Here is a 25,429-nt window from a genome sequence, read left to right as displayed (position 1 = left end):
ACCAAACCGGCTAGTCTAGTATCTGCCCATGACGTCCGCTCCCTCCCGCAAGACCCCGCCCGCCCCGAAGCCCGCCGCCCCCGGCCGCCCCAAGGATCTGGGCAAGCGCGCCGCGATCCTCGATGCCGCCAAGCGCATGTTCACGGCGCACGGCTTCGAGCGGGTCAGCATGGACCAGATCGCCGCCGAGGCCGGTGTCTCCAAGCTCACCGTCTACAGCCACTTCGGCGACAAGGAGACGCTGTTTTCCGAGGCGATCAGCGCCAAGTGCGAGGAGCAGCTGGCCCAGGGGCTGTTCGCGGTCGACCCGGATTCGTCGCTGCGCGAGCGTCTGGTCGGCATCGGCCGGGCCTTCGTCGCGCTGATCAACAGCGAGGAAGCGCTGGCCATCCATCGCGTGGTCACCACGCAACCGCCGCCGGTGAAGCTGGGCCAGCTGTTCTGGAACGCCGGGCCGCGCCGCGTGCAGGAAGCGTTCGAAGGCCTGCTGCGCCACGAGGTCGCGGCGGGTGCGCTGGACATTCCCGACGTGCACCGCGCCGCCTCGCAGTTCTTCTGCCTGCTCAAGGGCGAGATGCACATGCTGCTGCTGTGCGGCTGCATCGACTGCATCGACGCGGGCGAAGCGGAGGCGCACGTGCAGGCCACGGTGGACATGTTCCTGCGCGCCTACCAGGCCGCGCCGGCGCGCAAGCGCTGACGGGCATTCCGGTACATCAGTCTTGGTTACTTCTGGCACTAAGGCGAAAAACGGCCTCACGGCGATCCTTTCCGCCATCGCGGGCATGCCCGCCGCGGCCGACGCCCCCAGTCGCTAGAATTGGCGCCCCGCTGACCCCCTACAGAACCCCCAATGAGCACGATCGATTTCGCCAAAGCCCGTGAACTGATGGTCGAACAGCAGGTTCGACCCTGGGACGTGCTCGATCCGCGCGTGCTCGACGTGCTCGCCACGCTGCCGCGCGAGGACTTCGTTCCCGACGCGCACCGCGCCCTGGCCTACGCCGACCTGGCCCTGCCGCTGGGCCACGGCGAATCGATGATGAAACCGGTCGTCGAAGGCCGCGCGCTGCAGGCGCTGGAACTCGCGCCCGGCGACGACGTGCTGGAAATCGGCACCGGCAGCGGTTTCCTCGCCGCCTGCCTGGGCCGCCTGGCGCGCGAAGTCGTCAGCCTCGAGCGTCGCGCCGACTTCGCGGACGCCGCGCGCGCGCGCCTGGCCGCGCACCGCGCCGGCAATGTCAACGTGATCACCGCCGATGCGTTCTCGTGGCACAACGACCGCCGCTTCGCCGCGATCTGCGTCACCGGCGCGGTCGCCGCGATTCCGCCGCGCTTCCTCGAATGGCTGCAGCCCGACGGCCGCATGTTCGTGGTGCGCGGCCGGTCGCCGGCGATGGAAGCGGTGCTGGTGCGCAACCAGTCGGGCGCCCCGCGCATCGAATCGCTGTTTGAAACCGACCTCCCCTACCTCGCCGGCGCTGCGCCGGCGCCCACGTTCGAGCTGTAACGCGCCGTTTCCCGGAACGCGCCGTTCAAAAAAGGACCCTGCATGAGCCGTCACCCGCTTGTTCTCGCCCTAGCCTTCGCCCTGCTGCCCGCCGCGGCCCACGCTGAAGACCTGCTGCAGACCTACGAACTGGCGCGCTCAGGCGATACGCAGTTCTCCGCCGCCGAATCCAGCCGCCTCGTCACCCGCGAGGGTTCGGTGCAGGCACGCGCGGCACTGCTGCCGCAAATCGACGGCGATGCCTCGATCTCGCGCGACCTCGCCGACGGCGAGGACGAAACCACCTCGCGCGGCCTGGGAGTCAATGCCCGGCAGATGGTCTACGACCATGCCAACTTCACCCGCCTGCGCAGCGCCAACGCGCTCAGCAAGGCCAGCGACTTCGACCTCGACGCCGCCAGCGACGACCTGATCACGCGCACGTCGGCCGCCTACTTCAACGTGCTGGTCCAGCTGGAAACGCTGGCCGCCGCGGAAGCCGCGGAAACCGCGCTGAAGAAGCAGTTCGACTTCGCCTCCAAGCGCCTGGAAGTCGGCCTGGCGCCGATCACCGACGTGCACGAAGCGCGCGCCCAGTACGACAGCGCGCGCGCCAGCACGATCCTCGCGCGCAACGCGGTCGAGGATGCCTACCAGGCGCTGCGCGAGCTCACCGGCCAGCCGGTCGCACGTCTGAAGGGTCTTCCGGACGACTTCAAACCGGCGCTGCCCGAATCCACCGGCGTCGAGGAATGGGTCGCCACCGCCGTGGCCAACAACCCGGCGCTCAAGGCGAAGGAATTCGCGCTCAAGTCGGCCGAAGCCGATGTCGGCACTGCCCGCGCCGGCCATTATCCGAGCCTGTACCTCAGCGGCCGCTACGGCGACAGCACCACCTGGGGCCGCGAAAACGGTAGCCGCTTCAACGTCAATGACGGCAGTGGTCAGATCGGGCTCACGCTGTCGGTGCCGATCTTCTCCGGCGGCGCCACGCAATCGGGCGTGCGCCAGGCGCTCGCGCGTCGCGACATCGCCCAGGACGACCTGGAGCAGACCAAGCGCGCGCTCGATCGCAACACCCGCAACGCCTACCAGACCGTGGTCGCCGGCATCAGCGAAGTCGAGGCGCGCCGCCTCGCACTGGTTTCGGCCCGCGCCGCCTACGACGCCTCGCAGGTCGGCCTGGAAGTCGGTACCCGCACCGTGCTCGACGTGCTGACCAACCAGCGCAACCTGTTCACCGCGCAGCAGGCCTACGCGCAGGCGAAGTACAACTTCCTGCAGAACCGGCTATTGCTGGAACAGGCCGCCGGCACGCTCGACATCGACGACGTGCAGGACATCAATCGCCTGCTGACCGTGGACACCGAAGCCAACCTGCAGACGCCACCCACGGCGCAGTAAGCGCGTCGAACAGGATCACGCAGGGGCGGCCGCTGGCCGCCCTTGTCGTTTTCACGTGGGCATTCCCGCTTGCGGCGCCTGCAGGAAGCCCTCGACCCGCGCATCCGAGCGCAGCACGACCAGGGTCTGGTCCGCACGCAATGCCTGCAGGCGTTGCAGCAGCGCGGGGCGCTTCCGCCTGCGGTAGGTCCAGATCCACTACAGGAAATCCGGTGACAGCCGCTCGTTGCAGCCGGGCGCCATGTCGGCGCGCGTCTGCGCCCGATGCTGCAGCCGGCGGCGCAACACGCGCCACAGGCACTGCAGGCGCGGCGGGTCGAGGAAGACGACGGTATCGCAGGCGGCGAGCCGCTGCTCCAGCGTGCCGCCGAAATTGCCGTCGAGAATCCAGCGATCCGCGGCGACGATGCGCGCAATCGTCGCCTGCCACGCCGCGGGCGCCGGCTCGATCCATCCCGGTTGCCAGTACTCGCGATCCAGATGCACCACCGGCAATCCGGTGCGCTGTCCCAGCCTGACGGCGAAGGTGGATTTGCCCGCGCCTCCGGCACCGATCACGAGCACGCGCTGCATGGCGGCCTACCCGCGCCCGCCCAGCACCGGTTCCAGCAACGCCATCGTGCGCGCGAGCGCGCCGCGTCCGGTTTCCACCAGCACGCGTCCGGCTTCGACCCTGCGCGCGCGTTCGGCGTCGTCGGCCAGCAGGGCGGCGAGCGCGTGTTCGACGGCGTGCTCGTCGGCGCCGATCTGCAACGCGCCGGCGTGTTCGAGCCGGTGTGCGATCTCGACGAAGTTGTGCAGGTGCGGTCCGGTGACGATCGCGGTGCCGGTCGCGGCGGGTTCGAGCAGGTTGTGGCCGCCGATGGCCTGCAGGCTGCCGCCGACGAAGGCGACGTCGGCGCAGGCGTAGAAATTCATCAACTCGCCGAGCGTGTCGACCACGAACACCGTATCGCCCGGCTGCGGCCAGCGCGCGCGCGAACGCGTGGAAACCTGCCAGCCGGTGCTGCGTGCCGTGGCGACCACGTTGCGGAAGCGCTCGGGATGCCGCGGCGCCCACACCAGCAGCAGGTCGGGAAACAGGCCGCGCAACCGGCGATGGATCGCGACGACGGCCGGCTCCTCGTCCTCGTGCGTGCTCGCGGCGATCCACACCCTGCGTCCCGGCGCGTGGCCGCGGAATTCGTCGGCGAACGCCGCCAGGTTGTCGGGCACGCTGACGTCGTACTTGAGGTTGCCGGTTTCCAGGGTCTGTTCCTCGCGCGCGCCCAGGCGCACGAAGCGGCGCGCATCGGCATGCGATTGCGCCGCCACGGCGCGCACGGTGCGCAACGCGCGCCCGACCAGCGGTGCGAGCACCTGGTAGCCGCGCAGCGATCGCGCCGACAGCCGCGCATTGAGGATGTAGCTGGGCACGCCGTGGTCGCGGCAACCGAACAGCAGGTTCGGCCAGAGCTCGGTTTCCATGATCAGCGCGGCCATCGGCCGGTAGTGGGCGAGGAACCGCCCCACCGCGCCGGGCAGGTCGTACGGCAGGTACACGTGCTCGACCTCGTCCTTCCACAGCGCGCGCACGCGCTCGGAACCGGTCGGCGTGATCGTCGTCACCAGCAGCCGCAGATCCGGCCGTCCGCGTCGCAGCGCCTGCACCAGCGGCACGGCGGCGTTGACCTCGCCGACCGAGACCGCGTGTACCCACAGCGTGCGCGCATGCGGCGGATCGCTGTAGATCGCATAGCGCTCGGACCAGCGTTGCAGGTAGGTGGGCTGGCGGAAGCCGCGCCAGATCAGGTGGTACACGGTGATCGGCGCGAGCAGGTACAGGGCCGTCGAATACAGCACGCGCAGCAGGCGTTCGATGAGGTCAGGCTTCGTCACTGGCGGCATCGGCGAAGGATAGTGTAGGAGCGGCCCTGGCCGCGATGCGTTGCCGCACCTGGCACCACGGGCTGTCCTTCGGCGGCGCTGTCTGAAGGCGCGATCCGCGCGAAACGGCATCGAAGGCCGTTCGCACCGACAGGTTCCTTAGAATCCCCGCATGTCCCAGGCTCCCCTGCCGGCCCGCGTGGCCTCCCCGACCGATCCCGGCCCCGCCCCGACAGGCATGCGGCACTGGCCCATGTGGCTCGGCTATTTCGCAATGTGCGCAGCGGCGCGGCTGCCGTGGCCGCTGCAACGCGTGCTGGGCCGCATCGTCGGCGAGCTCGCGCGCCTGCTGATCGCCGACCGCCGCCGCGCGGCGCGCATCAACATCGCGCTGTGCTTCCCGGAGCTGGACGACGCGGCACGCGAACGGCTGCTGCGCGAACACTTCCGCGACGTCGGCATCGGCCTGTTCGAATTCGCGCGGGCGTGGTGGGGATCGGCCGCGCCCATGCGGCGCACGGTGCGGATCGAGGGCCTCGAGCACGTGCAGGCGCTGCAGGCGCAGAAGCGCGGCGTGCTGTTCGTCTCCGGCCACTTCATGACCCTGGAGCTGTGCGGCCGGCTGATGTGCGACCACCTCCCGCTCGCCGGCATGTACCGGCCACTGCGCAGCCCGGTGCTCGAATGGGCGGTGAAGCGCGGCCGCCTGCGCTATGCCTGCGCGATGTTCGGCAACGACGAGATCCGCCCGGCGATGCGTCACCTCAAGCAGGGCGGCTTCCTGTGGTACGCGCCCGACCAGGACATGCGCGGCAAGGACACGGTGTTCGCGCCGTTCTTCGGCGTGCCGGCGGCGACGATCACCGCGACACACCAGTTCGCGCGCGTCAGCGGCTGCGCGGTGGTGCCGTTCTTCCATCGCCGCGAAGGCGCGGACTACGTGCTGCGCGTGGCGCCGCCGCTCGCCGATTTTCCGTCCAGCGACGCCGCCGCGGACAGCGCACGCGTCAATGCGAGCATCGAGGCGATGGTGCGCGAAGCGCCGAGCCAGTACCTGTGGATCCACCGGCGCTTCAAGCGGCGTCCGCCCGGGATGGTGTCGCCTTACAGGAAGTCGTAGGGTCGGTCTCGACCCATCGCTTCGAACATCGATTGCCTTCGGATGCCGTGGTTCGATCCAATGCCGCGACGGCGGGTCGAGACCCGCCCTACGACTGCGTTCGCGACAGCAGGCTGCCTGCATACAACGCCGCCAGCAGCAGCGTGAGCCCGCCCCAGAACGTCGAATAGAACGCCAGATGCGTGTTGAACGGGAATACGGTCGCTGCCAGCGCGAGCATCGCCGGTCGCGCGGCCTCGCGCGCGGCCTCGTCCGCAAAGCGCCACGCGCGCCATGCCAGCGCGACGCCCGACAACCACAGCAGCAGGCCGAGGACGCCGGTTTCGCTCAGGATCTCCAGCACGATCTGGTGCGCATGCAGCGCCGGGCCGCTGCCCCAGGCCGGCGGTTGCGCCGGATCCGGATCGCAGGCCGGAAAGGCGTCGCGAAAACCGCGCGCGCCCACGCCGTTGAGCGGATGCTCGCGCACCATGCACAGCGCCGCGCCCCAGATGCGGCCGCGCCCCGACAAAGCGTTGTCGACGCCGCTCTCGCTGGCGTTCAACGCGTACAACGTGCGGTCGATGCGTTCGCGCACCTGCGGCACCGTCGCCACCATCACCGCCAGCGCTACCGCGCCGAAGACGAACACGCCGAGCAGCTTCTTCCAGCCCAGCACGCGCCAGCCGGACAACAGCAGCACCAGCGCGAAGGTGATCCACGACGCACGCGAACCCGCGAGCAGTATCACCACGCCGACCGCCGCCGCGGCGACCAGCCAGCCCAGCGCATGGAAGCGGCGGCCCATCGCGTACAGCGCGAACGGCGACAGGCTCGCGAGTACCTGGCCCAGCTTGAGGTTGCACGGCCCGAGCACGCCGCTGAGGCGGTCGGCCGCGGCCGCTTCCGCGGCCGTGCACATCGGATGGTGGCTGATGAGCTGTTTGACGGCATCGATGCCGAAGAACAGCGGGCTCGTGCCGGTGACGGCCTGCAGCAGCGCGTCGAGCGTCCACACGCCGACGATCACGGCCAGGCCGGTGAAGGTGATGCGGCGTCCGCGCGGATTGGCGACGGCGGACGCGGCCAGCCAGAGGAACGGCAGGTAGCGCAGGTCTTCGGCGGTCTGCGCGAAGGCATGCGCGCGATCGACGGCATCGACCGACGACAGCAACTCGGGGACCCAGTACGCGCAGAACAGCACGCTGGTCAGGGCCCAGGCGTGATTGCTCAGCAATTGCGCGCCGCCGCGGAAGCGCGACAGCGTCAGGCGCGCGATCGCGGCCAGCGCGCCGAGCACCAACACGGCTTCGGCATAGCCCGGCGCCGGCCACAGCGCGACGTAGGTGAGGATCCAGGCCGGTGCCCAGCGCCAGCCGGCCGCGCGGGCGTCGGCGTGGGATTCAGCCACAGAGTTCGGCGTAGACGGCAAGCGTGGACTCCTGCATCGCGCGCAGCGTGTGCGGAATGGTAGCCGGAGGCAGCGGCGGCTGCGCCAGTAGTTCCGCGGCGGCGGCGGCGAGCGCGGCGGCGTCGAACGGCGCCACCGCGCCGCGCGGCTGCAGTTGCGCGAGCAACTCGCCCACGCCGCCGTGCGCCCAGCCCAGTACCGGGCGGCCGACCGCAAGCGCCTCGACCACGGTGCGGCCGAAGGATTCGGGCTTGCGCGAGAGCTGCAATACCAGGTCGCTCGCCGCGTACGCGCGCGCGATCGCATCGGTGGGCGGCGTGAAGGCAACGGCATCGGCGATGCCCAGCGTCGCCGCGTCGCGTTCGAGTTCGGCGATGTAGGCCTCGCGCCCCGCTTCGCGCGCGCCCGGCAACCACAGTTTCGCCGCGACGCCGCGCGCATGCAGGTCGGCCAGCAGCTTCAGTGCATCGGCGTGGCCCTTCAGCCGCGTGCCGCGTCCGGGCAGCAACAGCAGCGGCGCGTCGCCGGCGAGGGCCGGATGCTGCGTCGCGGCCCAGGCGCGCGCCGCCGGATCGGGACGCGGCGCACGCGGGAACATCGCCGGATCGATGCCGCGCGGAATCAGCCGCAGCTTCGTCGCATCGGTGGCGGGATAGTGTCGCAGCACGTAGTCGCGCACGCTCGCCGAAACGCAGATCACGCGTTCGCCGCGCGTCATCACCGCGCTGTAGCGCGAGGGCGAATTGAGCCCGTGCACGGTGGTGACGAAGCGGGGTCGCGTCGCCGCCGGCAGGCCGCGCAGCGCGAGCACCGCCAGCCACGCCGGCAGGCGCGAACGCGCGTGCACCAGATCGACGCGTTCGCGCGCGAACAGGGCCCGCAGACGCCGCACGTGGCGCAGCGTCAGCGGCGACTTGCGGCCGATGTCGAGGGTGATGTGTTCGGCGCCCAGCGCCTGCAGCCGCGGCACGAGTCGGCCGCCGGCCGACACGACCAGGGCGCGATGCCCGGCCTGCACCAGGGCTTCGGCGATTTCGAGGGTGGAGCGCTCGACGCCGCCGGACTCCAGCGCGGGCAGCAGCTGGACGACGGTCAGCACGCGCGGAACCCGACAGGCGCGGCCACGAACGGCAGCGAAAGCGGCGAACCCAACCCGCACGCGGGCCGGTCCGTGCGCGGCTTCCCCGGGCCGCCGTTCAAGTCAGGCTTCCGGCTGGTCTTCCAGCACGAAGTGGGCGCCGCAGTACGGGCACTGGCATTCGCGCTCGGCCTCGATCGGCAGGTAGACGCGCGGATGCGAATTCCACAGCGCCATCGACGGCAGCGGGCAGCTCAGCGGCAGGTCGGCGCGGGTGACGACGTAGCGCTTCTCGGCATTGGCCTGGGTGGGATGAAGGGGAGCTGCGGTCATGGCGGGGCGACTTCGTGAAGCGTGGGCCGGCATTGTACCGGCGCGCGATGGTCGCGTAGGGCGGGCCTTGGCTCGCCATCGGCGAAACCGGAGATCGCCGTCATTCGCGCCGGTCGGGCCCGACGCAATGGGGTCGAAGGGAAGATCGTCGCGTTCGCGGCGGGGCAAGGTCCGCCTTACGCAATGGCCTCGAGGGGAAGATCGTCGCGTTCGCGGCGGGCCAGGGCCCGCCCTACGGGAGGTCGAAGAGCAGGATTTCGCCGGGCTGCGTCGCGGCGATGCGCAGCGGACCGGGCTCGTCGACCAGGCCGATCGCGCCGCCGGCGCCGAGGGTGCGGCCGGCGACATCAACCGTGCCGCGGGTCACCTGCAGCCAGTAGCGGCGCTGGGGTTCGAGCGTGCGCTCGATGCCGGCGCCGGGCGGCAGACGCGTGACGTACAGCTTCGCGTCCTGGCGGATGGCGATGCTGCCCTCGGCGCCATCGGGGGACACCAGCAACAGCCAGCGCCCGTCGGCATCGGCACCGACCGGCGCGCGCTGCGCATATGCGGGCTGCGCGTTGAGCCGGTCGGGCTGGATCCAGATCTGCAGGAAGTGCACCGGCTCGGCATCGCTCGCGTTGAACTCGCTGTGCTCGATGCCGTGGCCGGCGCTCATCCATTGCAGTTCGCCCGCGCGGATCACCCCGCCGCCGCCATTGTCGTCGCGGTGCGCGAGCCCGCCCTCGAGCACGTAGCTGAGGATTTCCATGTTGGCGTGGCGATGCGGCGCGAAGCCCGCGCCGGGGGCGACGCGGTCTTCGTTGATCACGCGCAGCGGGCCGAAGCCCATCCACGCGGGGTCGTAATAGCGCGCGAACGAAAACGTGTGCCAGCTCTGCAGCCAGTCGGCACCGCCGCGTCCACGGCTGTCGGCAGGACGATCGACGATCATCGCGGCTTACTTCGCGGCGTCGGCCTTGGGCACCATCGCTTCGGTGGTGATGCGGATGGTGATGTCGTCGCTCACGTTGGGCACGAACTTGCCCACGCCGAACTCGCTGCGCCGGATCGTGGTGTTCGCATCGAAGCCGATCGCTTCGCGCTTGCCCAGCGGGTGCACGCCGCTCTTGTTGAGGGTGACGTCGAGCACGACCGGCCTGGTCACGCCGTGCACGGTGAGGTCGCCGAACACACGCAGCTTGTTGTCGCCGGCCGCCTCGGTCTTCGTGCTGGCGAAGGTGATGGTCGGGTACTTCTCCGCGTCGAAGAAGTCGCTGCTGCGCAGGTGCTCGTCGAGATCCGGTACGCCGGTGTCCAGGCCCGTCAGCGGAATCGTCACGTTGACCGACGACTGACCGACGTGGTCGGCGTCGTAGACGATCGTGCCGTCGACCTGGCCGAAGTTCGCGGCCGGGTGCGAGAAGCCGAAGTGGGTCCAGCCGGCGACGACGTTGGTGTGGTTGGGATCGATCTTGTACGAGACCGGGGCGGCGAAGGCGTTGCCGGCGAGCAGCAGCGCGGCGGCGAGGGTCAGCGGCTTGAGCATGGTGCGGGCTCCGTGGGATGGGGGACAGGAAGCAGAGGCGCGCAGGGCGCCGGAAGATTCGCGCAACTCAGACGATGCGCGCGGCCTCGTCGAAGGCCAGGCGCGGCGAACGCGGGAACAGCCTGGCCGGATCGCCGTAACCGAGGTTGACCAGGAAGTTCGACTTCCATGTCGTGCCGGCGAAGAACGCCGCATCGACCTTGGCGTTGTCGAATCCCGACATCGGCCCACAGTCCAGACCGAGCGCGCGCGCGGCGAGCAGCAGGTAGGCGCCCTGCAGGCTGCCGTTGCGCAGGCAGATCGCCTCGATCGCGGCCTCGGGCTTGGTGTCGAACCAGCCCTTCGCGTCGGTGTGCGGGAACAGGTACGGCATCTTCTCGAAGAAGGCCATGTCGTAGGCGACGATGACGGTCACCGGCGCGGCCATGGTCTTGCGGTAGTTGCCTTCGTCCAGCGCCGGGCCGAGCTTGGCCTTGGCTTCGGCGGACTTCACGAACACGAAGCGCGCCGGGCACGAGTTGGCCGTGGTCGGCCCCCACTTCAGCAGGTCATAGAGCTGGTGCAGCAGCGCATCGTCGACCTCGCCGCCGATCTCGTTGTGGGTGCGCGCGTTGCGGAACAGTTGGTCCAGCGCATCGGCCGGCAAGGCGGAATGCATCAATCGATCTCCATGAATGACGGTGCGGCCATCGGCCAGGGCGGCAAAGTGTAGAGTCTCGCGCGTGAATCGACAGGCGGCGACCCCGGAACGGACCTACTCCCCGATGCAACAAAGCGCATCGCCACCGCGCCAGGACGCCTGGGCCCTCAGCGACGGCCACGCCGGCAACGTGCGGCAGGCGCAGGCGCTGGCCGCCGCGCTCGGCGTGGAGCCCACACGCGAATGGACGCTGCAGGCGCGCGCACCGTGGCGCTGGCTGTCGCCGCGCCGCTTGCCGGGCGCAGATGGGGCGTTCGGCGACGAATTCGCCCGCGCACTGATGCAGGCACCGGGGCTGGCCATCGGCTGCGGCCGGCAGGCGGCGCTGGCGACACGGCTGTTGCGCGAACACGGCGCACGCGCCGTGCAGATCCTCGATCCGCGCATCGCGCCGCGCCACTGGGACCTGGTCATCGCACCAGAGCACGACGGACTGCGCGGCGACAACGTCATCACGCTGCTGGGCAGTCTGCATTCCGTCGATGACCTCTGGCTGGCGGCGGCGCGCCGGCAGTTCGCCGCGTTCGCGCAATGGCCGCAGCCACGCACGGCGATACTGCTCGGCGGCACGAGTGCGCATGCACGCTTCGATGCGGCCGCGCTCGACGCGTGGCTCGACGCCCTCGCACGGCACCTCGCGCGCGAGGGCGGCAGCGTGCTGGCGACTGCGTCACGACGCACGCCCGGGGCCGCACGCGCGGCCTTGCGCGCGAAGCTCGCGCACCTGCCCGGCATGGTGTGGTGCGACGAGCGCGATGGCGCCAATCCGTATGCCGGCCTGCTCGGCTGGGCCGACCGCATCGTGTGCTCCGCCGATTCGGTGAACATGCTGTCGGAAGCCGCAGCCACGGCAGCCCCGGTGTATGCGACCGGCATCGCGGCGTTGCGCGGCCGGCCGCGGCGTTTCGTCGACAGCCTGCTCGCGAGCGGACGCATTCGCGGCTTCGATGCGACGCTCGCGCCCTTCGCGGTCGAACCCCTGCGCGAAACCGCGCGCGTGGCCGCGCAAGTGCGGCAGCGGCTCGGCCTCTAAGCCGCGCCCGGACCTGCCGGCAGCGTCGCGAGATCCAGGCCCTGCGCCTGCGCGGCGGCGCGGATGGCGGCACGCGCCGCTTCGATGTCCTCGTCCAGCGGCAGGCGGCGCTGGCGGCGATCCAGCGTGCAGTCCAGGCCACGTTCCAGCAGCGTGGCGTGCGCGACGCGCAAGGCCGGCGCCGCCTCACCGATCAGCCCCGCATCATGCAGCGCCGCGATCAGTCCCGGCGTATTGCGCGGCACCAGCAGCTCGGACCGTGCGTGCGCATGCATCAGCACCAGCGCCTGCAGCAGGAATTCCAGATCGACCAGTCCGGCCTCGCCCTGCTTGAGATCGAAGGCGGCCGCATCGCTGCGATCGAGCTCCGCGCGCATGCGCCGGCGCATCGACACCACGTCTTCGTGCACCTGCGCGGGATCGCGCGGGCGTGCCAGGGTGCGTTCGCGCACGTGCTCGAAGTCGGCATGCAGGTCGTCGTCGCCGGCGATGAAGCGTGCGCGCACCAGCGCCTGGTGTTCCCAGGTCCATGCGCGCTCGCGCTGGTACTCGTCGAAGCTCGCCAGCGACGACACCAGCAGGCCCTTGGCACCATCAGGGCGCAGGCGCACGTCGACTTCGTACAGGCGGCCGGCGCCGGTGACCGTGCCCAGCAGCGCGACCATCTTCTGCGCCAGCCGCGCGAACCAGCGCGCCGCATCCAGCGGCCGCGCGCCGTCGGAATGCGCCTCGCTGCCGTCCGCGGCGCGCGAGGCGTCGTAGAGGAAGACGAGGTCGAGGTCGGAACCGAAACCGAGTTCCTCGCCACCGAGGCTGCCGTAGCCCAGCACCGCGAAGCGCGCGCCGTCGATCACGCCATGCGCGCCAGCGACTTCATGCCATGCCAGCGCGAGCACGCGCGCGACCACGCCGTCGGCGAGCCATGCCAGTTGCTGCGCGCTCGTCGCCGCGGGCTGGCGGCGATCGCGCACCGCCATCGCGATGCGGAAGCTCAGTGCCTGCCGCACTTCGTTGAGGTCCTGCAGCACGCTCTCGGCATCCTCGCCGGCTACCGTGACAGCGGCCGAGAGCAACGCATCGCGACCGGGCAACGGACCGGCCACGCGCGCATCCAGCAGTTCGTCGAGCAGCAGCGGATACGCGGCGAGCCGCTCGGCCAGCAGCGCGCTGCGCGAGACCACGTCGACCAGGCGCTGCAGCGCGGCCGGTTGTTCGTCGAGCAGGGCCAGGTAGGCGCTGCGCCGGAGGATGTTCTGCAGCAGCGCGAGCAGGCGTCGCAAGGCGAGCATCGGTTGTTGCGAACCCGCCGCGGCCTGCAGCAGCGCGGGCAGCACGCGATCCAGGCGCGCACGTGCCGAATCCGACAAACCCTTCACCCCGGGACTGCGCGCCAGATCGCGCAGCAGGCCGTCGGCCGACTCGGCTTCGTCGAAACCGGCGTTGCGCAATTCCTCCGCATCACCGGCCTCGGGCAGGGCGCGCCAGTACGACGCCAGCGCATCGGGCGCCTGCGTCCGCCGGCGCGGCGCGAGCAGCGCTTCGAACTCCGCGGTGACGCGCGCACGTCGCAGGTCCAGCGCCGCGCGCAGCGCGTCCCAGTCCGCGCAGTCCAGGGCCGCAGCAATGCGCTCGCGATCCGCGTCGCGTTCGGGCAAGGCATGCGTCTGCGCGTCGGCGAGCATCTGCAGGCGGTTTTCCAGCCGCCGCAGGAAACCGTAGGCCTCGGCCAGTGCCGTGCCCGCTTCCGCGGTCACGTGGCCGGCATCGACCAGGGCCTGCAACGCCGGCAACAGACGCCGTTCGCGCAACTGCGGTTCGCGACCGCCGCGGATCAGCTGCAGCGCCTGCACCAGAAATTCGATCTCGCGGATGCCGCCGGGGCCGCGCTTGATGTCGTCGGCCAGCTCCTTGCGCGCGACCTCGGCGCTGATCGCCGCCTTCATCGCACGCAGGCCGTCGAGCGCGCCGTAATCGAGGTAACGGCGGTACACGAACGGCCGCAGCGTCTCGAGGAAGCGTTCGCCCGCATCGATGTCGCCGGCGACGGGACGCGCCTTCTGCCACGCATAGCGCTCCCAGTCGCGGCCTTCGTGCTGGAAGTACTGCTCCATCGCCGCGAACGACCAGGCGACGCGGCCGACATTGCCGTACGGGCGCAGGCGCAGGTCGACGCGATGGCTGAAGCCGTCGGCGGTGACTTCGTCGAGCAGCTTCGCCAGTTGCTGGCCCAGGCGCGCGTAGTAGGTCTCCGCCGCCAGCGGGCGCGCGCCGTCCGACTCGCCGTCGCATTCGTAGGCGTAGACCAGGTCGACGTCGGAACTGAAATTGAGTTCGCCGCCGCCGAGTTTGCCCAGGCCGTACACCACCAGCCGTTGCGGCGCGCCATCGCGATCGCGGACCACGCCGTGGCGTTGCGCGAATTCGTCCTCGAGCGCGGCGAGCGCGCTGCGCAGGCAGATTTCCGCCAGTGCCGTGGCGCCGGCGAGCGTGTCGCCCACCGCATCCGGGCCGAGCACGTCGCGCCAGATCAGGCGCGTGGATTCCGCGGCGCGGTAACGGCGCAGCAGGGCGGGCCAGTCGCTACGATTCTCCGGCGTGAGCCGCGGCGGCGCGGCCGGCGACGGATCGGCCAGCAGGCGCGGCAGCAGCCCGGGCTGGCGCAGCAGCGTGTCGATGGCGAAGTCGCTGGCGATCGCCAGCTGCCGCACCTGCTCCACCGCGCGTGGATCGTCGAGGGCAGCCGCGCACGCGGGCAGGTTGCGCAGGCGCTGCAGCGCGCGTTCGGCGAGGGCGTGGCAATGGGCGTGCTTCATCGCCGCGATTCTGGCATGCGCAAAAAAATGCGGCCGCCCGGAGGCGGCCGCATCGGTACCGACAAGCAGGAGCGATCAGAGCTGCACGGCCCTGGCTGCATTGACGCGGCCATAGCCGTAGGCGTCGTCCTTGCCCGGCTTGCCGAGGTCGTCGGCGGAGGCGCGCAGGATGCGCTCGACATCGGCCGGCGCCATCTCGCCGCCGTGCTTGCCGATGATCAGCGCGGCCACGCCCGAGACGTGCGGCGCCGCCATGCTGGTGCCCGCCATCCAGCCGTAGAAGTTGCTGGCGCCCGACACGCTGGTGGTGCTGAACACCAGGTCGAACACCCAGCACTGCTGCACCACCGGCCCGACCTGGCACAGCTGCGTGCCCGGCAGGCGGCCGTCGCCGCCCGGCGCGCCGAAGCTGATCGCGGAGCTGCCGTAGTTGCTGTAGCTGGCCAGCGGATCCAGGTCGGTGGTCGGATCGATCGCCCAGCCTTCCGGCGCCAGCGCGGACACCGACACCACGTTCGGCAGCTGCGCCGGGAACGCACGCAGGTTCGCCCGGTAGCACACGCCGTCGTCGTCGCAGATCTGCACGCCCGCGTCGTGATCGAGGTCGCGGCCGTCGTTGCCGGCCGAGACAATCGTGATCGCGTTCTGCGAACGCGCGTACTGCACCGCGCGCTTGGTCGCGTTGACCAGTTCGGCCACTTCCTTGCCGCCGATGTCGAGGCCGCCGCGCACACCCAGGCTCATGTTGATCACGTCGGCGCCGTGGTCGGCGGCGTAGACGATGCCGCTGATGATGCCTTCGAAGCTGCCGCTGCCCGTGGCTGCGCTCAACACCTTGACCGCCATCAGCTTGGCGTCCGGCGCCACGCCGATCGTGCCGATGCCGTTGTCGGCCGCGCCGATGGTGCCGAAGGTGTGCGTGCCGTGGCTGCTGCCGCTGGTGTTGCAGTAGCTCTCGCCGGGCACGAACGAGGTCGAATCGGCCGCGAGCAGGTTCGGGGCGATATCCACGTGCGTGCAGTACACGCCGGAATCGAGCACCGCCACGCGCACGCCCGCACCGCGATAGCCCGCATTCCAGGCGCCGGCCGCGTCGATGGCGGCATGGCCCCACTGCAGGTCGAAGAAGCGGTCGTTGTCGCCGGAGTTCGGCGGATTGGCGAAGTCCTCGCTGATCTGCAGCGGCTCGGGCTGCTCGAACTGCAGCGTCACGTCCGCGACCGCCGAACGCACGCCCGGCACCTTGGCGGCGCGGGTGGCGAAGTTCGGATCGCTCGACTGCACGAACGCGACGCCGATCTGCGGCAGGCGCGAGGTGATCGTGCCGCCGGCGGCTTCGATCTTGCGCGCGAGGACGGTGTCGAAGTTCTGCGACTTCGCGGTGACCACGTAGGTGGCGGCGTGGGCGGATGCGGCAAAGCCAAGCGTGCCGAGGGCCACGGTAATGGCCCGGGAAAGGTTACTCATGTCGGTTGTCCCTCTGGGTGATTGACCAAGGGGCGCTCGACGTCGCGGCCCGGCGACGGAATGTTCCCCTCGCGCCCCGTCAAGCAGCCACGCAGAAACCCCGTCCGACCGGCCACGCTGGTGGGAAGAACCACCCCAACCGTGATGCCGCGCGCGCAACCCCGCATGGATCATGCCCACCGCAGGTGAAGGCGGTGCGATGCCGTGGCGCGCATCGCTCCGGGGGGAACCGGATCGCAGCGGATGCAAACGGCGGAAATAAAAAAGCCCGCTAGCGGCCGTAACCGGTAGCGGGCTTTGCTCCCTCCCCCACGTCGGGATGCGGGTCGATCGTGAAGGAACCGTTATTCGGTTTGCACGCTGCAGTGCAAAACGATACTGAGCAGTTCATCAAGCCCGAAGAACACCCCGGCTTTCCGCGCCTCGCGGCCGGTCGGAACGCCGGCGCCCACGCGGTCGTCCTGCTCCGGACCGATCGGACGTGTTGCTTTGCGGAGGCGATGCGAATCGCGCGAGTGCGTGAACGCATGTCCTGTGCACCCCGCCGCGCGCTTGAATGCATCCGTCGCGGCCGCTCATCCCCACGCCGCTTACGGAGCGTCGCATGCATCTGTTCGAACGCGATTCGCTGCTGGACGCGCTGGAGCGGCTGCTGCGCGAAGCGGCCGGTGGCAGCGGCCGCGCGGTACTCGTCGGCGGCGAAGCCGGAATCGGCAAGACCAGCCTGGCGACCGCGCTGCGCGACCGCCGCGGCGCCACCGCACTGTGGTGGGGCGCCTGCGATGCGTTGCAGACGCCGCACCCGCTCGCGCCGCTGCACGACATCGCCCGCGCCAACGCCGTGCGGTTCGGGCCGTTGCTCGCCCAGGACGCCGGCCGTGCGCGCCTGTTCGAAGCGGTGCTGGCGGAACTGCAGGCGACGCCGACGCTGTTCGTGGTCGAAGACGCCCACTGGGCGGACGAAGCCACCCTGGACCTGCTCAGGTTCCTCGGTCGGCGTCTCGACGGCGTGCCCTGTCTGCTGCTGGTGACTTATCGCGACGACGAAGTCACCGCCCAGCACCCGCTGCGGCGACTGATGGGCGAGCTGCCGGCATCGCGCGTCGCCCGCGTGCAGGTGCCATCGCTTTCGCCGGACGCGGTCGCGGCGATGGCCAGAAGCGCGCTGCGCTCGCCCGAAGGCCTGCACGCGCTGACGCGCGGCAATCCCTTCTTCGTCAGCGAGTTGCTCCAGCACGGGACCGCCGGCGTGCCCCAGGGCGTACAGGACCTGGTGCTGGCGCGCCTGGCCCGCCTGGACCCGCAGGCGCAACAGGTCGCGCAACTCGCGTCGATCGTGCCCCGGCGCATCGACGACTGGCTGATGCAGGCGGTGCTGGCGCCGCCGCTGGAAGCGATCGAGGCCTGCCTCGATGCGGGCCTGCTGGTCGCCCAGCGCGACGCCCTCGCGTTCCGCCACGAACTGGCGCGCGTCGCGGTCGAGAAATCGCTGTCGGACGTGCGCGCGCAGCGTCTGCATGCCCAGGTGCTCGCCGCGCTCGAGCACGCCGAACCGTCGCGGACCTCGCTCGCCTGGCGCGTGCACCACGCCGAGCGCGCGCACGATCGCGACGCCGTGCTGCGCCTGGCCCCTGAAGCCGCGCTGGAGGCGCGACGGCGCGGCGCGCATCGCGAAGCCGCGGCGCACCTGCGCACGGCGCTCGACCATGCCACGCAGGAACCCGACCGCGTGCGCGCGGAGCTGCTCGACCGCCTGTCCTACGAGAGCTACCTGACCGACCGCATCGGCGACGCGCTCGCGGCGCGCACGGCGGCGCGCGCGCTGTGGCAGCACCTGGGCGATCGCCTGAAGGAAGGCGATGCGATCCGCTGGCTGTCGCGCCTGTCCTGGTACGACGGGCGCACCGCGATCGCCGAAACCCACGCCGACGAGGCGATCGCAGTGCTCGAAGCGCTGCCGCCGGGCCGCGAACTGGCGATGGCCTACAGCAACCGCGCGCAACTGCACATGCTGCAGGGCGAAACCGCCGACGCCGTCGCCATCGGCACGCGCGCGCTGGAACTGGCCACGCAACTGGGCGACCGCGAGATCCAGGCGCACGCACTCAACAACATCGGCACCGCCCGGCTCGATGCCGGCGACGAAGCCGGGCGCGCGCAGCTCGAGCGCAGCCTCGCGCTCTCGCTGGAGCACGATTTCGAGGAACACGCCGCGCGCGCCTACGTCAACCTCGCGTTCGACGCCGTCATGCTGATGCGTTTCGCGCCCGCGCACGAGTTGATGGAACAAGGCATCGCCTATTGCGACGCGCGCGATCTCGACGCATGGGCACGTTACCTGGCCGCCTACCAGGCCTCGGCCTGGTTCGCGGCGGGACAGTGGGACCGCGCCGCCGAGCAGGCCGGCCGCCTCCTGCAGGCCCCCGCGCTGGCGACGATCAACCGCATCGTGGCGCTCACCGTCCTCGGCCAGGTGCGCGTGCGTCGCGGCGATCCCGACGCGCTGCGCGTGCTCGACGAAGCACTCGAACTCGCGCTGCCGACGCGCTCGCTGCTGCGGGTGGGGCCGGTCGTCGCCGCGCGCGCGGAAGCGGCGCGGCTGCGCGGCGACCATGCCGCCTGCGCGGGCGAAGTCGCGGTGCTCGCGGGGCTGCGCGCGCAGTCGCAATACCGCCGCTGGATCATGGCGGAAGTGGCCTACCAGTTGCGCTGCGCCGGCATCGCAACGCCGCTTCCCGACGAAAGCCCGGCGCCGTACGCGCTGCAGTTCGCCGGCCAGTGGCACGAAGCCGCGGCGGCGTGGCGCGCGCTCGGCTGCCCGTACGAGGAAGCGCGCGCGCTGGCCGAAGGCGATGCGCAGGCGCGGCTCGCGGCGGTCGCCATCTTCGAACGACTCGGCGCGAATCCGATCGCTGCAAGCCTGCGCCGCGACCTGCGCGATGCGGGCGTGCGCGGCGTACCGCGCGGCCAGCGCGCTTCGACCCAAGCCAATCCGCACGCCCTGACCGAACGCGAAGTGGAAGTGCTGCGGCTGCTGTGCGACGGCCTGCGCAACGCGCAGATCGCCGCCCGCCTGAGCCGCTCGGTGCGCACCGTCGATCACCACGTCGCGGCGATCTTCGCCAAGCTCGGGGTGAGCTCGCGCACCGAGGCGATGGCCGCGGCGGTGGCCGCGGGCATCCACCCGCAAAAATAGGCAATCGCCCCGCGCAATACGGGCAAGCCTGCCGACGTCGCGCCGCGGGCGCCTGCGTAGCCTCTCCCTCGCAGCCATTCCGCTGCCTGACCGGAGATTCCCCCATGAAGTCCCTGATGAAGCCGCTGCTGGCCCTGGCCTGCAGTGCCGCGTGCGGCCTGGCCCTGTCGGGCCTGGCCTTCGCCGACAACGCCACCGCGCCCACGCACCGCTACGTCGTCCAGCGCACCTTCCCAAAAGGCGCCCTCGACGGGCTGGACGCTGCGACCAAAACGAAGGTCAACCAGACCAATGCGCGCTTCGGCGTGAAGTGGCTGATGTCCTTCGCCAACGGCGATCGCACGCGGACGTTCTGCATCTACGAAGGCCCGACCGAGAACGCCATCCGCCAGGCCGCCGCGGCCAACCACCTGCCGGTCGACTCGATCACCGAAGTCCCCGTCACGCTCGAGGCCAGGTAACGCCCTTCCCCCGCGCGCGGCCACGCGGCCGCGCGCCGCACAACTGCAACTCACAACCGGAGAACCGACATGCCCCGCTACATGATCGAACGCCACTTCCCCGCCGGCCTGCACATCCCGGTCAACGACGAGGGCGCGCGCGCGTGCCTGGGCGTCGTCGACGCCAACGCCCGCGATGGCGTGACCTGGGTGCATTCCTACGTCAGCGACGACAAGACGAAGACCTTCTGCGTCTACGACGGCCCCAGCCCCGAGGCCATTCGCCGCGCGGCCGGCAGCAACAACCTGCCGGTCGAGCGCATCACCGAAGTGCGGGTCCTCGATCCGTACTTCTATCGCTAGTCACGGAGGTGCGTGCCATGTCCCGCCTGCCTGCCCTGCTCTACGGCGCCGCGTGCTACGCGGCGTTCCTGGCGACGTTCCTGTACGCCATCGCCTTCGTTGCCGGCGTCGGCGTGCCGCGGCACGTCGACCACGGCATAGATGCACCGTTCGCCGTCGCGCTCGGTATCGACCTCGCGTTGCTTGCGCTGTTCGCGGTCCAGCACAGCGGAATGGCGCGTCCCGCGTTCAAGCGCTGGTGGACGCGCTACGTGCCGCAGCCGATCGAACGCAGCACGTACGTGCTCGCCAGCAGCCTCGTGCTTGCGCTGCTGTTCTGGCAGTGGCGCACGCTGCCGCAGCAGCTCTGGGACGTGGACGCGCCGGCCCTGCGCTGGGCGGTGCACGGCGTGTCGGCGCTGGGCTGGCTGCTGGTGCTGTCGAGCACGTTCCTGATCAACCACTTCGAGCTGTTCGGCCTGCGCCAGACCTGGTTCTTCGCGCACCGGCGCCCGATGCCCGACGAACCGTTCGTGACGCGCGCGTTCTATCGCATCGTGCGGCATCCGCTGATGCTGGGCTTCCTCATCGCGTTCTGGGCCACCCCGACCATGACGCTGGGACACCTGCTGTTCGCGGTGATGACCACGGGCTACATCCTGGTGGCGGTGAAGTTCCTGGAAGAACGCGACCTGCTCGCGCTCTACGGCGATACCTACCGCGACTACCAGCGGCGCGTGCCGATGCTGCTGCCGTGGTCGCGGCGCGCTCGCGCGGCGGCGGCTTCGCCCGCCACCGCGAGACGGGATGCGGACATCGTTGTGCCCTGACAGGGTCGCCGCGCCGCATCCTCCCCGGGGGCGGCGCGGCGGACGCACCTGCTTACGCGGTGGCCGCCACCTTGCGCAGGCGCGGGAACGGGAATCGCGCCAGGCCAAGCTGCATCATGACCTCGCGCGCGGCGATCTCGCCCGATTCGCAACCGCCTTCCATGAAGCCCTGCGTCTCCAGCGCGCAGTGTTCGCCGGCGAAGTGCAGGCCGCCCACCGCTTCGCCCATCACGCCGCGCAGCGATGACCAGTCACCGGGACGGAAGCAGGCGTAACTGCCGCGCACCCACGGTTGCGACGGCCAGTGCATGCGCGCCTCGCGCGCGCCGGCGCGCGCGGCCGCGACGCCGGGAAAAACCCGCTCCAGCGATGCCACTGCGGCATCGGCCTGCTGTTTCGCGCTGCCGTCGCCCAGCGCCCGCCCGTGGTTGCCGCCGGTGAAGTTGGTCAGCACGCCGCTGTCGCCGGGCTGCTTGCGCGAGGTTTCCCACGTGGTCTGGTACGGCAGGTCGCTCATCGATGCGCCGTTGGCACCGTGCGCGCGCCACGCACGGCGATCGAAGCCGATCATCAGCTTCGCATTGGTGCCGTAGGCGAGCGCGGCGATCGCATGGCGCTTGTGCGCGGGGAGTTCGGCGTCGATGCGCACCTCGCGCAGCAGCGTGAAGGGCAAGGCGAGGATCACCTGGCGGGCCACCACTTCGCGCGAGGCGCTGCCGCTGCGGAACGACAGCACATAACCGTCGCCGCGCGATGCCACCGCTTCGAGGATCTGGCCGGTTTCGACCGCATCGGCGAGCCGCTCGCCCAGGCGCTGCACGACCAGATCATTGCCGCCGCGCACGTGGAAGCGCTCGTCGCTCGCGCCGAAGACCTTGAACGCGTCGGTATCGGTGCCGATGAAGGTGAGCAGGTTGAGCGCGGACTGCTGGTCGATCTCCAGCCCCATCTCGGTGGTGTAGGCGACATCGATCAGCCGGCGCAGCCAGCCGCTGACGCCGTTGCGGTCCAGCCATTGCGCGATTGACAGCGTATCGAGTGCACGGAACGCGGGATTGGCATCGCGGTAGTCGAGATCGCCGTCGCCGAGCGCGGCGAGGTCGCGTTCGATCGCCTGCGCGACCGGCACGAAGGCTTCGACGATCTCGTGCTCGCCGATGGTGCGCCCGTCGAAGTACCAGGCATCGCTACCGGTGTCGCCTTCGAGCAGGTCGTCGAGCACGAGTTCGAGTTCCGATGCGAGCGTACGGATGCGGGTGTGCCCGGTGTCGATGAGTTCGCCGCCGAGTTCGATCACCTGGCCATCGGGAAAATGGTTGCGCAGGCTCAGCATGCGGCCGCCGACGCGGCCCTGCGCCTCGAATACGCGAACGCGCACGCCGGCCTGGCGCAGACGCCACGCGGCGGTGAGGCCGGCGATGCCGGCGCCGACGATCGCCACTTCGTCGTCGCGTCCGGTCAACGGCCGCGCGACGTGCGTGCAGCCGGACAGCAGCATCGCCGCACCCGCGCCCTGGACCAGCCGGCGTCGCTGCGCATCGACGCGCGAGGCGACACCCTCCCCGTAGAAGTCGTCGAGGGAAACCGGTGAACGGTTCGCCGCCCGCGCGATGCGGGCAGCGCGTTGCAACAGACGGAAAAGAGGCGTACGCGCCACGGTGTGCTCCTTGGCTCCTGCGGTCGACAGGCTTGCTGGACAACGTTCCCGCGCTGCCTGACCGGTCAGGCTCCTGCGCGCATGGCATCCGCCACCGGAATTCAGGATAGCGACCGCAATCGCCATTTCGCACGTTCGCGCGACGTGGATGCTTCGTATTGCGGCGAATGCATCGCGCAGCGCGAAGTGCCCCGGGTGACACGACGCCGCCGTTGCATCGCGGACATTCCGATGCCCGCATCACATCCAGGCAAAGAAAAAGCCCCGCATCGCTGCGGGGCTTTTCGATGAGGCGTCGCCGGCCGGAACCGGCGGCGCCATCGCGGCAACCGGACTCAGAAGTCCATGCCGCCCATGCCGCCCATGCCACCGGCGCCCGGCATCGCCGGCTCTTCCTTCTTCGGCAGTTCGCCGACCATCGCTTCGGTCGTGATCATCAGACCGGCGATCGACGCGGCGTTCTGCAGCGCGGTGCGGGTGACCTTGGTCGGGTCGAGGATGCCGAGCTCCAGCATGTCGCCGAACTCGCCCGTCGCGGCGTTGTAGCCGAACGAAGCCTTGCCTTCCTTGACCTTGTTGACGATCACGGAGGGCTCTTCGCCGGCGTTCGAGACGATCTCGCGCAGCGGGGCTTCCATCGCGCGCAGGGCGATCTGGATGCCGTGGTTCTGGTCTTCGTTGGCGCCCTTCAGGCCGGCGATCGCGGCCTGCGCACGCAGCAGCGCGACGCCGCCGCCCGGGACGATGCCTTCTTCCACGGCAGCGCGGGTGGCGTGCAGCGCGTCTTCGACGCGGGCCTTCTTTTCCTTCATCTCGACTTCGGTGGCGGCACCGACCTTGATCACGGCCACGCCGCCGGCCAGCTTGGCCACGCGCTCCTGCAGCTTCTCGCGGTCGTAGTCCGAAGAGGTTTCTTCGATCTGCGCCTTGATCTGCTTGATGCGCGCTTCGATGCCCGACACTTCGCCGGCGCCGTCGATGATGGTGGTGTTCTCCTTGGAGACCTGCACCTTCTTCGCGCGGCCGAGGTCCTTGATGGTGGCCTTCTCGAGCTGCAGGCCGACTTCCTCGGAGATCACGGTGCCGCCGGTGAGGACGGCCATGTCTTCCAGCATCGCCTTGCGACGGTCGCCGAAGCCCGGGGCCTTCACCGCGCAGACCTTGACGATGCCGCGGATGGTGTTGACGACGAGGGTGGCGAGGGCTTCGCCTTCGACTTCCTCGGCGACGATCAGCAGCGGCTTGCCGGCCTTGGCGACGCCTTCGAGCACCGGCAGCAGTTCGCGCACGTTCGAGATCTTCTTGTCGTGCAGCAGGATGAACGGATCTTCCAGTTCGGCCTGCATCGACTGCTGGTTGTTGATGAAGTACGGCGACAGGTAGCCGCGGTCGAACTGCATGCCCTCGACGACGTCGAGTTCGTTCTCCAGGCCCGAGCCGTCTTCGACGGTGATCACGCCTTCCTTGCCGACCTTGTCCATCGCCTGCGCGATCAGGTCGCCGATGTTGGCGTCCGAGTTGGCCGAGATGGTGCCGACCTGGGCGATTTCCTTCGAGGTCGACGACGGCTTGGAGATCTTCTTCAGTTCGCCGACGGCTTCGCCCACGGCCTTGTCGATGCCGCGCTTGAGGTCCATCGGGTTCATGCCGGCGGCGACCGCCTTCATGCCTTCGCGGATCAGCGCCTGCGCCAGCACGGTGGCGGTGGTGGTGCCGTCACCGGCGTTGTCGGAGGTCTTGGAAGCGACTTCCTTGACCATCTGCGCGCCCATGTTCTCGAACTTGTCGGCCAGTTCGATTTCCTTGGCGACGGACACGCCGTCCTTGGTGATGGTCGGGGCGCCGTAGCTCTTCTCGAGCACGACGTTGCGGCCCTTCGGGCCGAGCGTTGCCTTGACGGCATTGGCGAGCACGTTCACGCCGCGCAGCATCTTGGTGCGCGCGTCTTCGCCGAAGCGGATTTCCTTAGCAGCCATTGCGATTACCTCAAAAAGAATTCAGTCGAAAAGGAAAATCGGAAGCGGACGCGCGATCAGCCGATCGTCGCGAAGATGTCGTCTTCCTTCACCACCAGGTATTCGGTGCCGTCGAGCTTCACTTCGGTGCCGCTGTACTTGCCGAACAGCACCTTGTCGCCGACCTTGACCTTGGGGGCGCGGACGTTGCCGTTGTCGAAGACCTTGCCGTCGCCGACGGCGACGACTTCACCCTTGATCGGCTTCTCGGTGGCCGAGTCCGGGATCACGATGCCGCCCGCGGACAGCTTTTCCTCTTCCATGCGCTTGATGACCACGCGGTCGAACAGCGGCTTGATATTCATGGCAACCCTCACGTAACTGGTTGATTGACGGGACAAATGCCCCTGGCTTTAGCAGTCGCCATGGGCGAGTGCCAGACCTGGGGCGTAGAAAGACCCGGGCGAGCCGGGACTGGCAGCAGATGGGGCCGCAGCGGACGCTTTCAAGCGCCGGAAAGAAAAAAGGTCCGGACGGGGAACGTCCGGACCTTCGGAGGCCTGAAAAGAAAGAAAGAGCGCGGACAGGGGTTCGCGCTCTTTCCGGTTTGGAGATGGCCGTCCTCGGCATGGCGCATTCCCGCGCCGCGTCTCCGTACCTGACCTCTTGTCGACGCCGACATCCGTGCCGGACGGGGCCAATTTGTGCCGGTCGTGGCGGGTTGTCCAGTATGAAATCGTAGTCATTTGGTTACTATTGGTATCGGATTGGCACGTTTTATCGCTTTA

General features: G+C 69.9%; 22 protein-coding genes. 9 read left to right on the top strand and 13 right to left on the bottom strand.

All coding sequences use genetic code 11. The annotated features are described in order from the left end of the window. Positions 1–28: 28 nt before the first annotated feature. From ACFPN1_RS15755 to ACFPN1_RS15745, 3 genes are all read left to right on the top strand, one after another. On the top strand, positions 29–700 hold the full coding sequence (locus ACFPN1_RS15755) for a TetR/AcrR family transcriptional regulator (RefSeq protein ID WP_386756160.1): 672 nt from the start codon (positions 29–31) through the stop codon (positions 698–700). Positions 701–853: 153 nt separating this feature from the next. After that, positions 854–1,510 (top strand): protein-L-isoaspartate O-methyltransferase family protein, encoded by a 657-nt coding sequence (locus ACFPN1_RS15750; protein WP_386756159.1) that lies wholly within the window; start codon positions 854–856, stop codon positions 1,508–1,510. A gap of 42 nt (positions 1,511–1,552) precedes the next feature. Further along, positions 1,553–2,893: a TolC family outer membrane protein gene (locus ACFPN1_RS15745; protein WP_386756157.1), complete on the top strand. Its 1,341-nt coding sequence runs from the start codon at positions 1,553–1,555 to the stop codon at positions 2,891–2,893. A 198-nt stretch (positions 2,894–3,091) separates the two neighbouring features. Here the strand turns inward: ACFPN1_RS15745 and ACFPN1_RS15740 are convergent, their stop codons facing one another. Both ACFPN1_RS15740 and waaA read right to left on the bottom strand, forming a co-directional pair. Further along, complete coding sequence (locus ACFPN1_RS15740) at positions 3,092–3,466, bottom strand: isopentenyl transferase family protein (RefSeq protein WP_386756156.1); 375 nt, start codon at positions 3,464–3,466, stop codon at positions 3,092–3,094. A 6-nt stretch (positions 3,467–3,472) separates the two neighbouring features. Then, a complete protein-coding gene (gene waaA, locus ACFPN1_RS15735; RefSeq protein ID WP_386756155.1) occupies positions 3,473–4,780 on the bottom strand; it encodes a lipid IV(A) 3-deoxy-D-manno-octulosonic acid transferase in 1,308 nt (435 codons plus the stop codon). A 217-nt stretch (positions 4,781–4,997) separates the two neighbouring features. Here waaA and lpxL point away from each other — a divergent pair, with 217 nt between their 5' ends. After that, positions 4,998–5,879 (top strand): LpxL/LpxP family Kdo(2)-lipid IV(A) lauroyl/palmitoleoyl acyltransferase, encoded by an 882-nt coding sequence (lpxL, locus tag ACFPN1_RS15730; protein WP_386756196.1) that lies wholly within the window; start codon positions 4,998–5,000, stop codon positions 5,877–5,879. A gap of 88 nt (positions 5,880–5,967) precedes the next feature. Here the strand turns inward: lpxL and ACFPN1_RS15725 are convergent, their stop codons facing one another. From ACFPN1_RS15725 to ACFPN1_RS15700, 6 genes are all read right to left on the bottom strand, one after another. After that, positions 5,968–7,290, bottom strand: a complete 1,323-nt coding sequence (locus ACFPN1_RS15725; RefSeq protein ID WP_386756154.1) for an O-antigen ligase family protein — start codon at positions 7,288–7,290, stop codon at positions 5,968–5,970. Beyond that, positions 7,262–8,368 carry a glycosyltransferase family 4 protein gene (locus ACFPN1_RS15720; RefSeq protein ID WP_386756153.1) on the bottom strand — a complete coding sequence of 369 codons (1,107 nt, stop codon included), beginning with the start codon at positions 8,366–8,368 and terminating at the stop codon, positions 7,262–7,264. The genes ACFPN1_RS15725 and ACFPN1_RS15720 overlap by 29 nt, the downstream gene beginning before the upstream one ends. A gap of 102 nt (positions 8,369–8,470) precedes the next feature. Further along, on the bottom strand, positions 8,471–8,680 hold the full coding sequence (locus ACFPN1_RS15715; RefSeq protein WP_386756152.1) for a zinc-finger domain-containing protein: 210 nt from the start codon (positions 8,678–8,680) through the stop codon (positions 8,471–8,473). Positions 8,681–8,912: 232 nt separating this feature from the next. After that, a complete protein-coding gene (locus ACFPN1_RS15710; protein WP_386756150.1) occupies positions 8,913–9,614 on the bottom strand; it encodes a pirin family protein in 702 nt (233 codons plus the stop codon). A gap of 6 nt (positions 9,615–9,620) precedes the next feature. Continuing rightward, entirely contained in the window at positions 9,621–10,208 is a 588-nt protein-coding gene (locus tag ACFPN1_RS15705) for a YceI family protein (RefSeq protein WP_386756148.1), read from the bottom strand. A gap of 67 nt (positions 10,209–10,275) precedes the next feature. After that, entirely contained in the window at positions 10,276–10,866 is a 591-nt protein-coding gene (locus ACFPN1_RS15700) for a malonic semialdehyde reductase (RefSeq protein WP_386756147.1), read from the bottom strand. A 106-nt stretch (positions 10,867–10,972) separates the two neighbouring features. Between ACFPN1_RS15700 and ACFPN1_RS15695 the strand changes: the two genes are divergently transcribed. Beyond that, on the top strand, positions 10,973–11,941 hold the full coding sequence (locus tag ACFPN1_RS15695) for a mitochondrial fission ELM1 family protein (RefSeq protein WP_386756146.1): 969 nt from the start codon (positions 10,973–10,975) through the stop codon (positions 11,939–11,941). Here the strand turns inward: ACFPN1_RS15695 and glnE are convergent. Beyond that, a complete protein-coding gene (glnE, locus tag ACFPN1_RS15690; RefSeq protein WP_386756144.1) occupies positions 11,938–14,754 on the bottom strand; it encodes a bifunctional [glutamate--ammonia ligase]-adenylyl-L-tyrosine phosphorylase/[glutamate--ammonia-ligase] adenylyltransferase in 2,817 nt (938 codons plus the stop codon). The genes ACFPN1_RS15695 and glnE overlap by 4 nt on opposite strands. Positions 14,755–14,829: 75 nt before the next feature. After that, positions 14,830–16,221 carry a S8 family peptidase gene (locus tag ACFPN1_RS15685; protein WP_386756143.1) on the bottom strand — a complete coding sequence of 464 codons (1,392 nt, stop codon included), beginning with the start codon at positions 16,219–16,221 and terminating at the stop codon, positions 14,830–14,832. A 604-nt stretch (positions 16,222–16,825) separates the two neighbouring features. Between ACFPN1_RS15685 and ACFPN1_RS15680 the strand changes: the two genes are divergently transcribed. The 4 genes from ACFPN1_RS15680 (at position 16,826) to mddA (ending at position 21,029) form a co-directional block, all read left to right on the top strand. Then, on the top strand, positions 16,826–19,417 hold the full coding sequence (locus tag ACFPN1_RS15680) for an ATP-binding protein (RefSeq protein WP_386756142.1): 2,592 nt from the start codon (positions 16,826–16,828) through the stop codon (positions 19,415–19,417). 104 nt (positions 19,418–19,521) lie between these two features. Beyond that, entirely contained in the window at positions 19,522–19,878 is a 357-nt protein-coding gene (locus ACFPN1_RS15675; RefSeq protein WP_386756141.1) for a DUF4242 domain-containing protein, read from the top strand. 69 nt (positions 19,879–19,947) lie between these two features. Next, a complete protein-coding gene (locus tag ACFPN1_RS15670; RefSeq protein WP_386756140.1) occupies positions 19,948–20,220 on the top strand; it encodes a DUF4242 domain-containing protein in 273 nt (90 codons plus the stop codon). A gap of 17 nt (positions 20,221–20,237) precedes the next feature. After that, positions 20,238–21,029 carry a methanethiol S-methyltransferase gene (gene mddA / locus ACFPN1_RS15665; protein WP_386756138.1) on the top strand — a complete coding sequence of 264 codons (792 nt, stop codon included), beginning with the start codon at positions 20,238–20,240 and terminating at the stop codon, positions 21,027–21,029. Between the two features lie 52 nt (positions 21,030–21,081). Here the strand turns inward: mddA and ACFPN1_RS15660 are convergent, their stop codons facing one another. The 3 genes from ACFPN1_RS15660 to groES form a co-directional block, all read right to left on the bottom strand. Then, complete coding sequence (locus ACFPN1_RS15660) at positions 21,082–22,686, bottom strand: flavin monoamine oxidase family protein (protein WP_386756137.1); 1,605 nt, start codon at positions 22,684–22,686, stop codon at positions 21,082–21,084. A gap of 335 nt (positions 22,687–23,021) precedes the next feature. Next, entirely contained in the window at positions 23,022–24,662 is a 1,641-nt protein-coding gene (groL, locus tag ACFPN1_RS15655; protein WP_386756136.1) for a chaperonin GroEL, read from the bottom strand. Positions 24,663–24,718: 56 nt separating this feature from the next. Beyond that, entirely contained in the window at positions 24,719–25,006 is a 288-nt protein-coding gene (gene groES / locus ACFPN1_RS15650; protein ID WP_386756134.1) for a co-chaperone GroES, read from the bottom strand. Positions 25,007–25,429: the final 423 nt, after the last annotated feature.

This window comes from Lysobacter yangpyeongensis, from assembly GCF_042655745.1.
Lineage (GTDB): Bacteria > Pseudomonadota > Gammaproteobacteria > Xanthomonadales > Xanthomonadaceae > Agrilutibacter > Agrilutibacter yangpyeongensis.
This window is presented reverse-complemented; position numbering and strand designations above follow the sequence as displayed.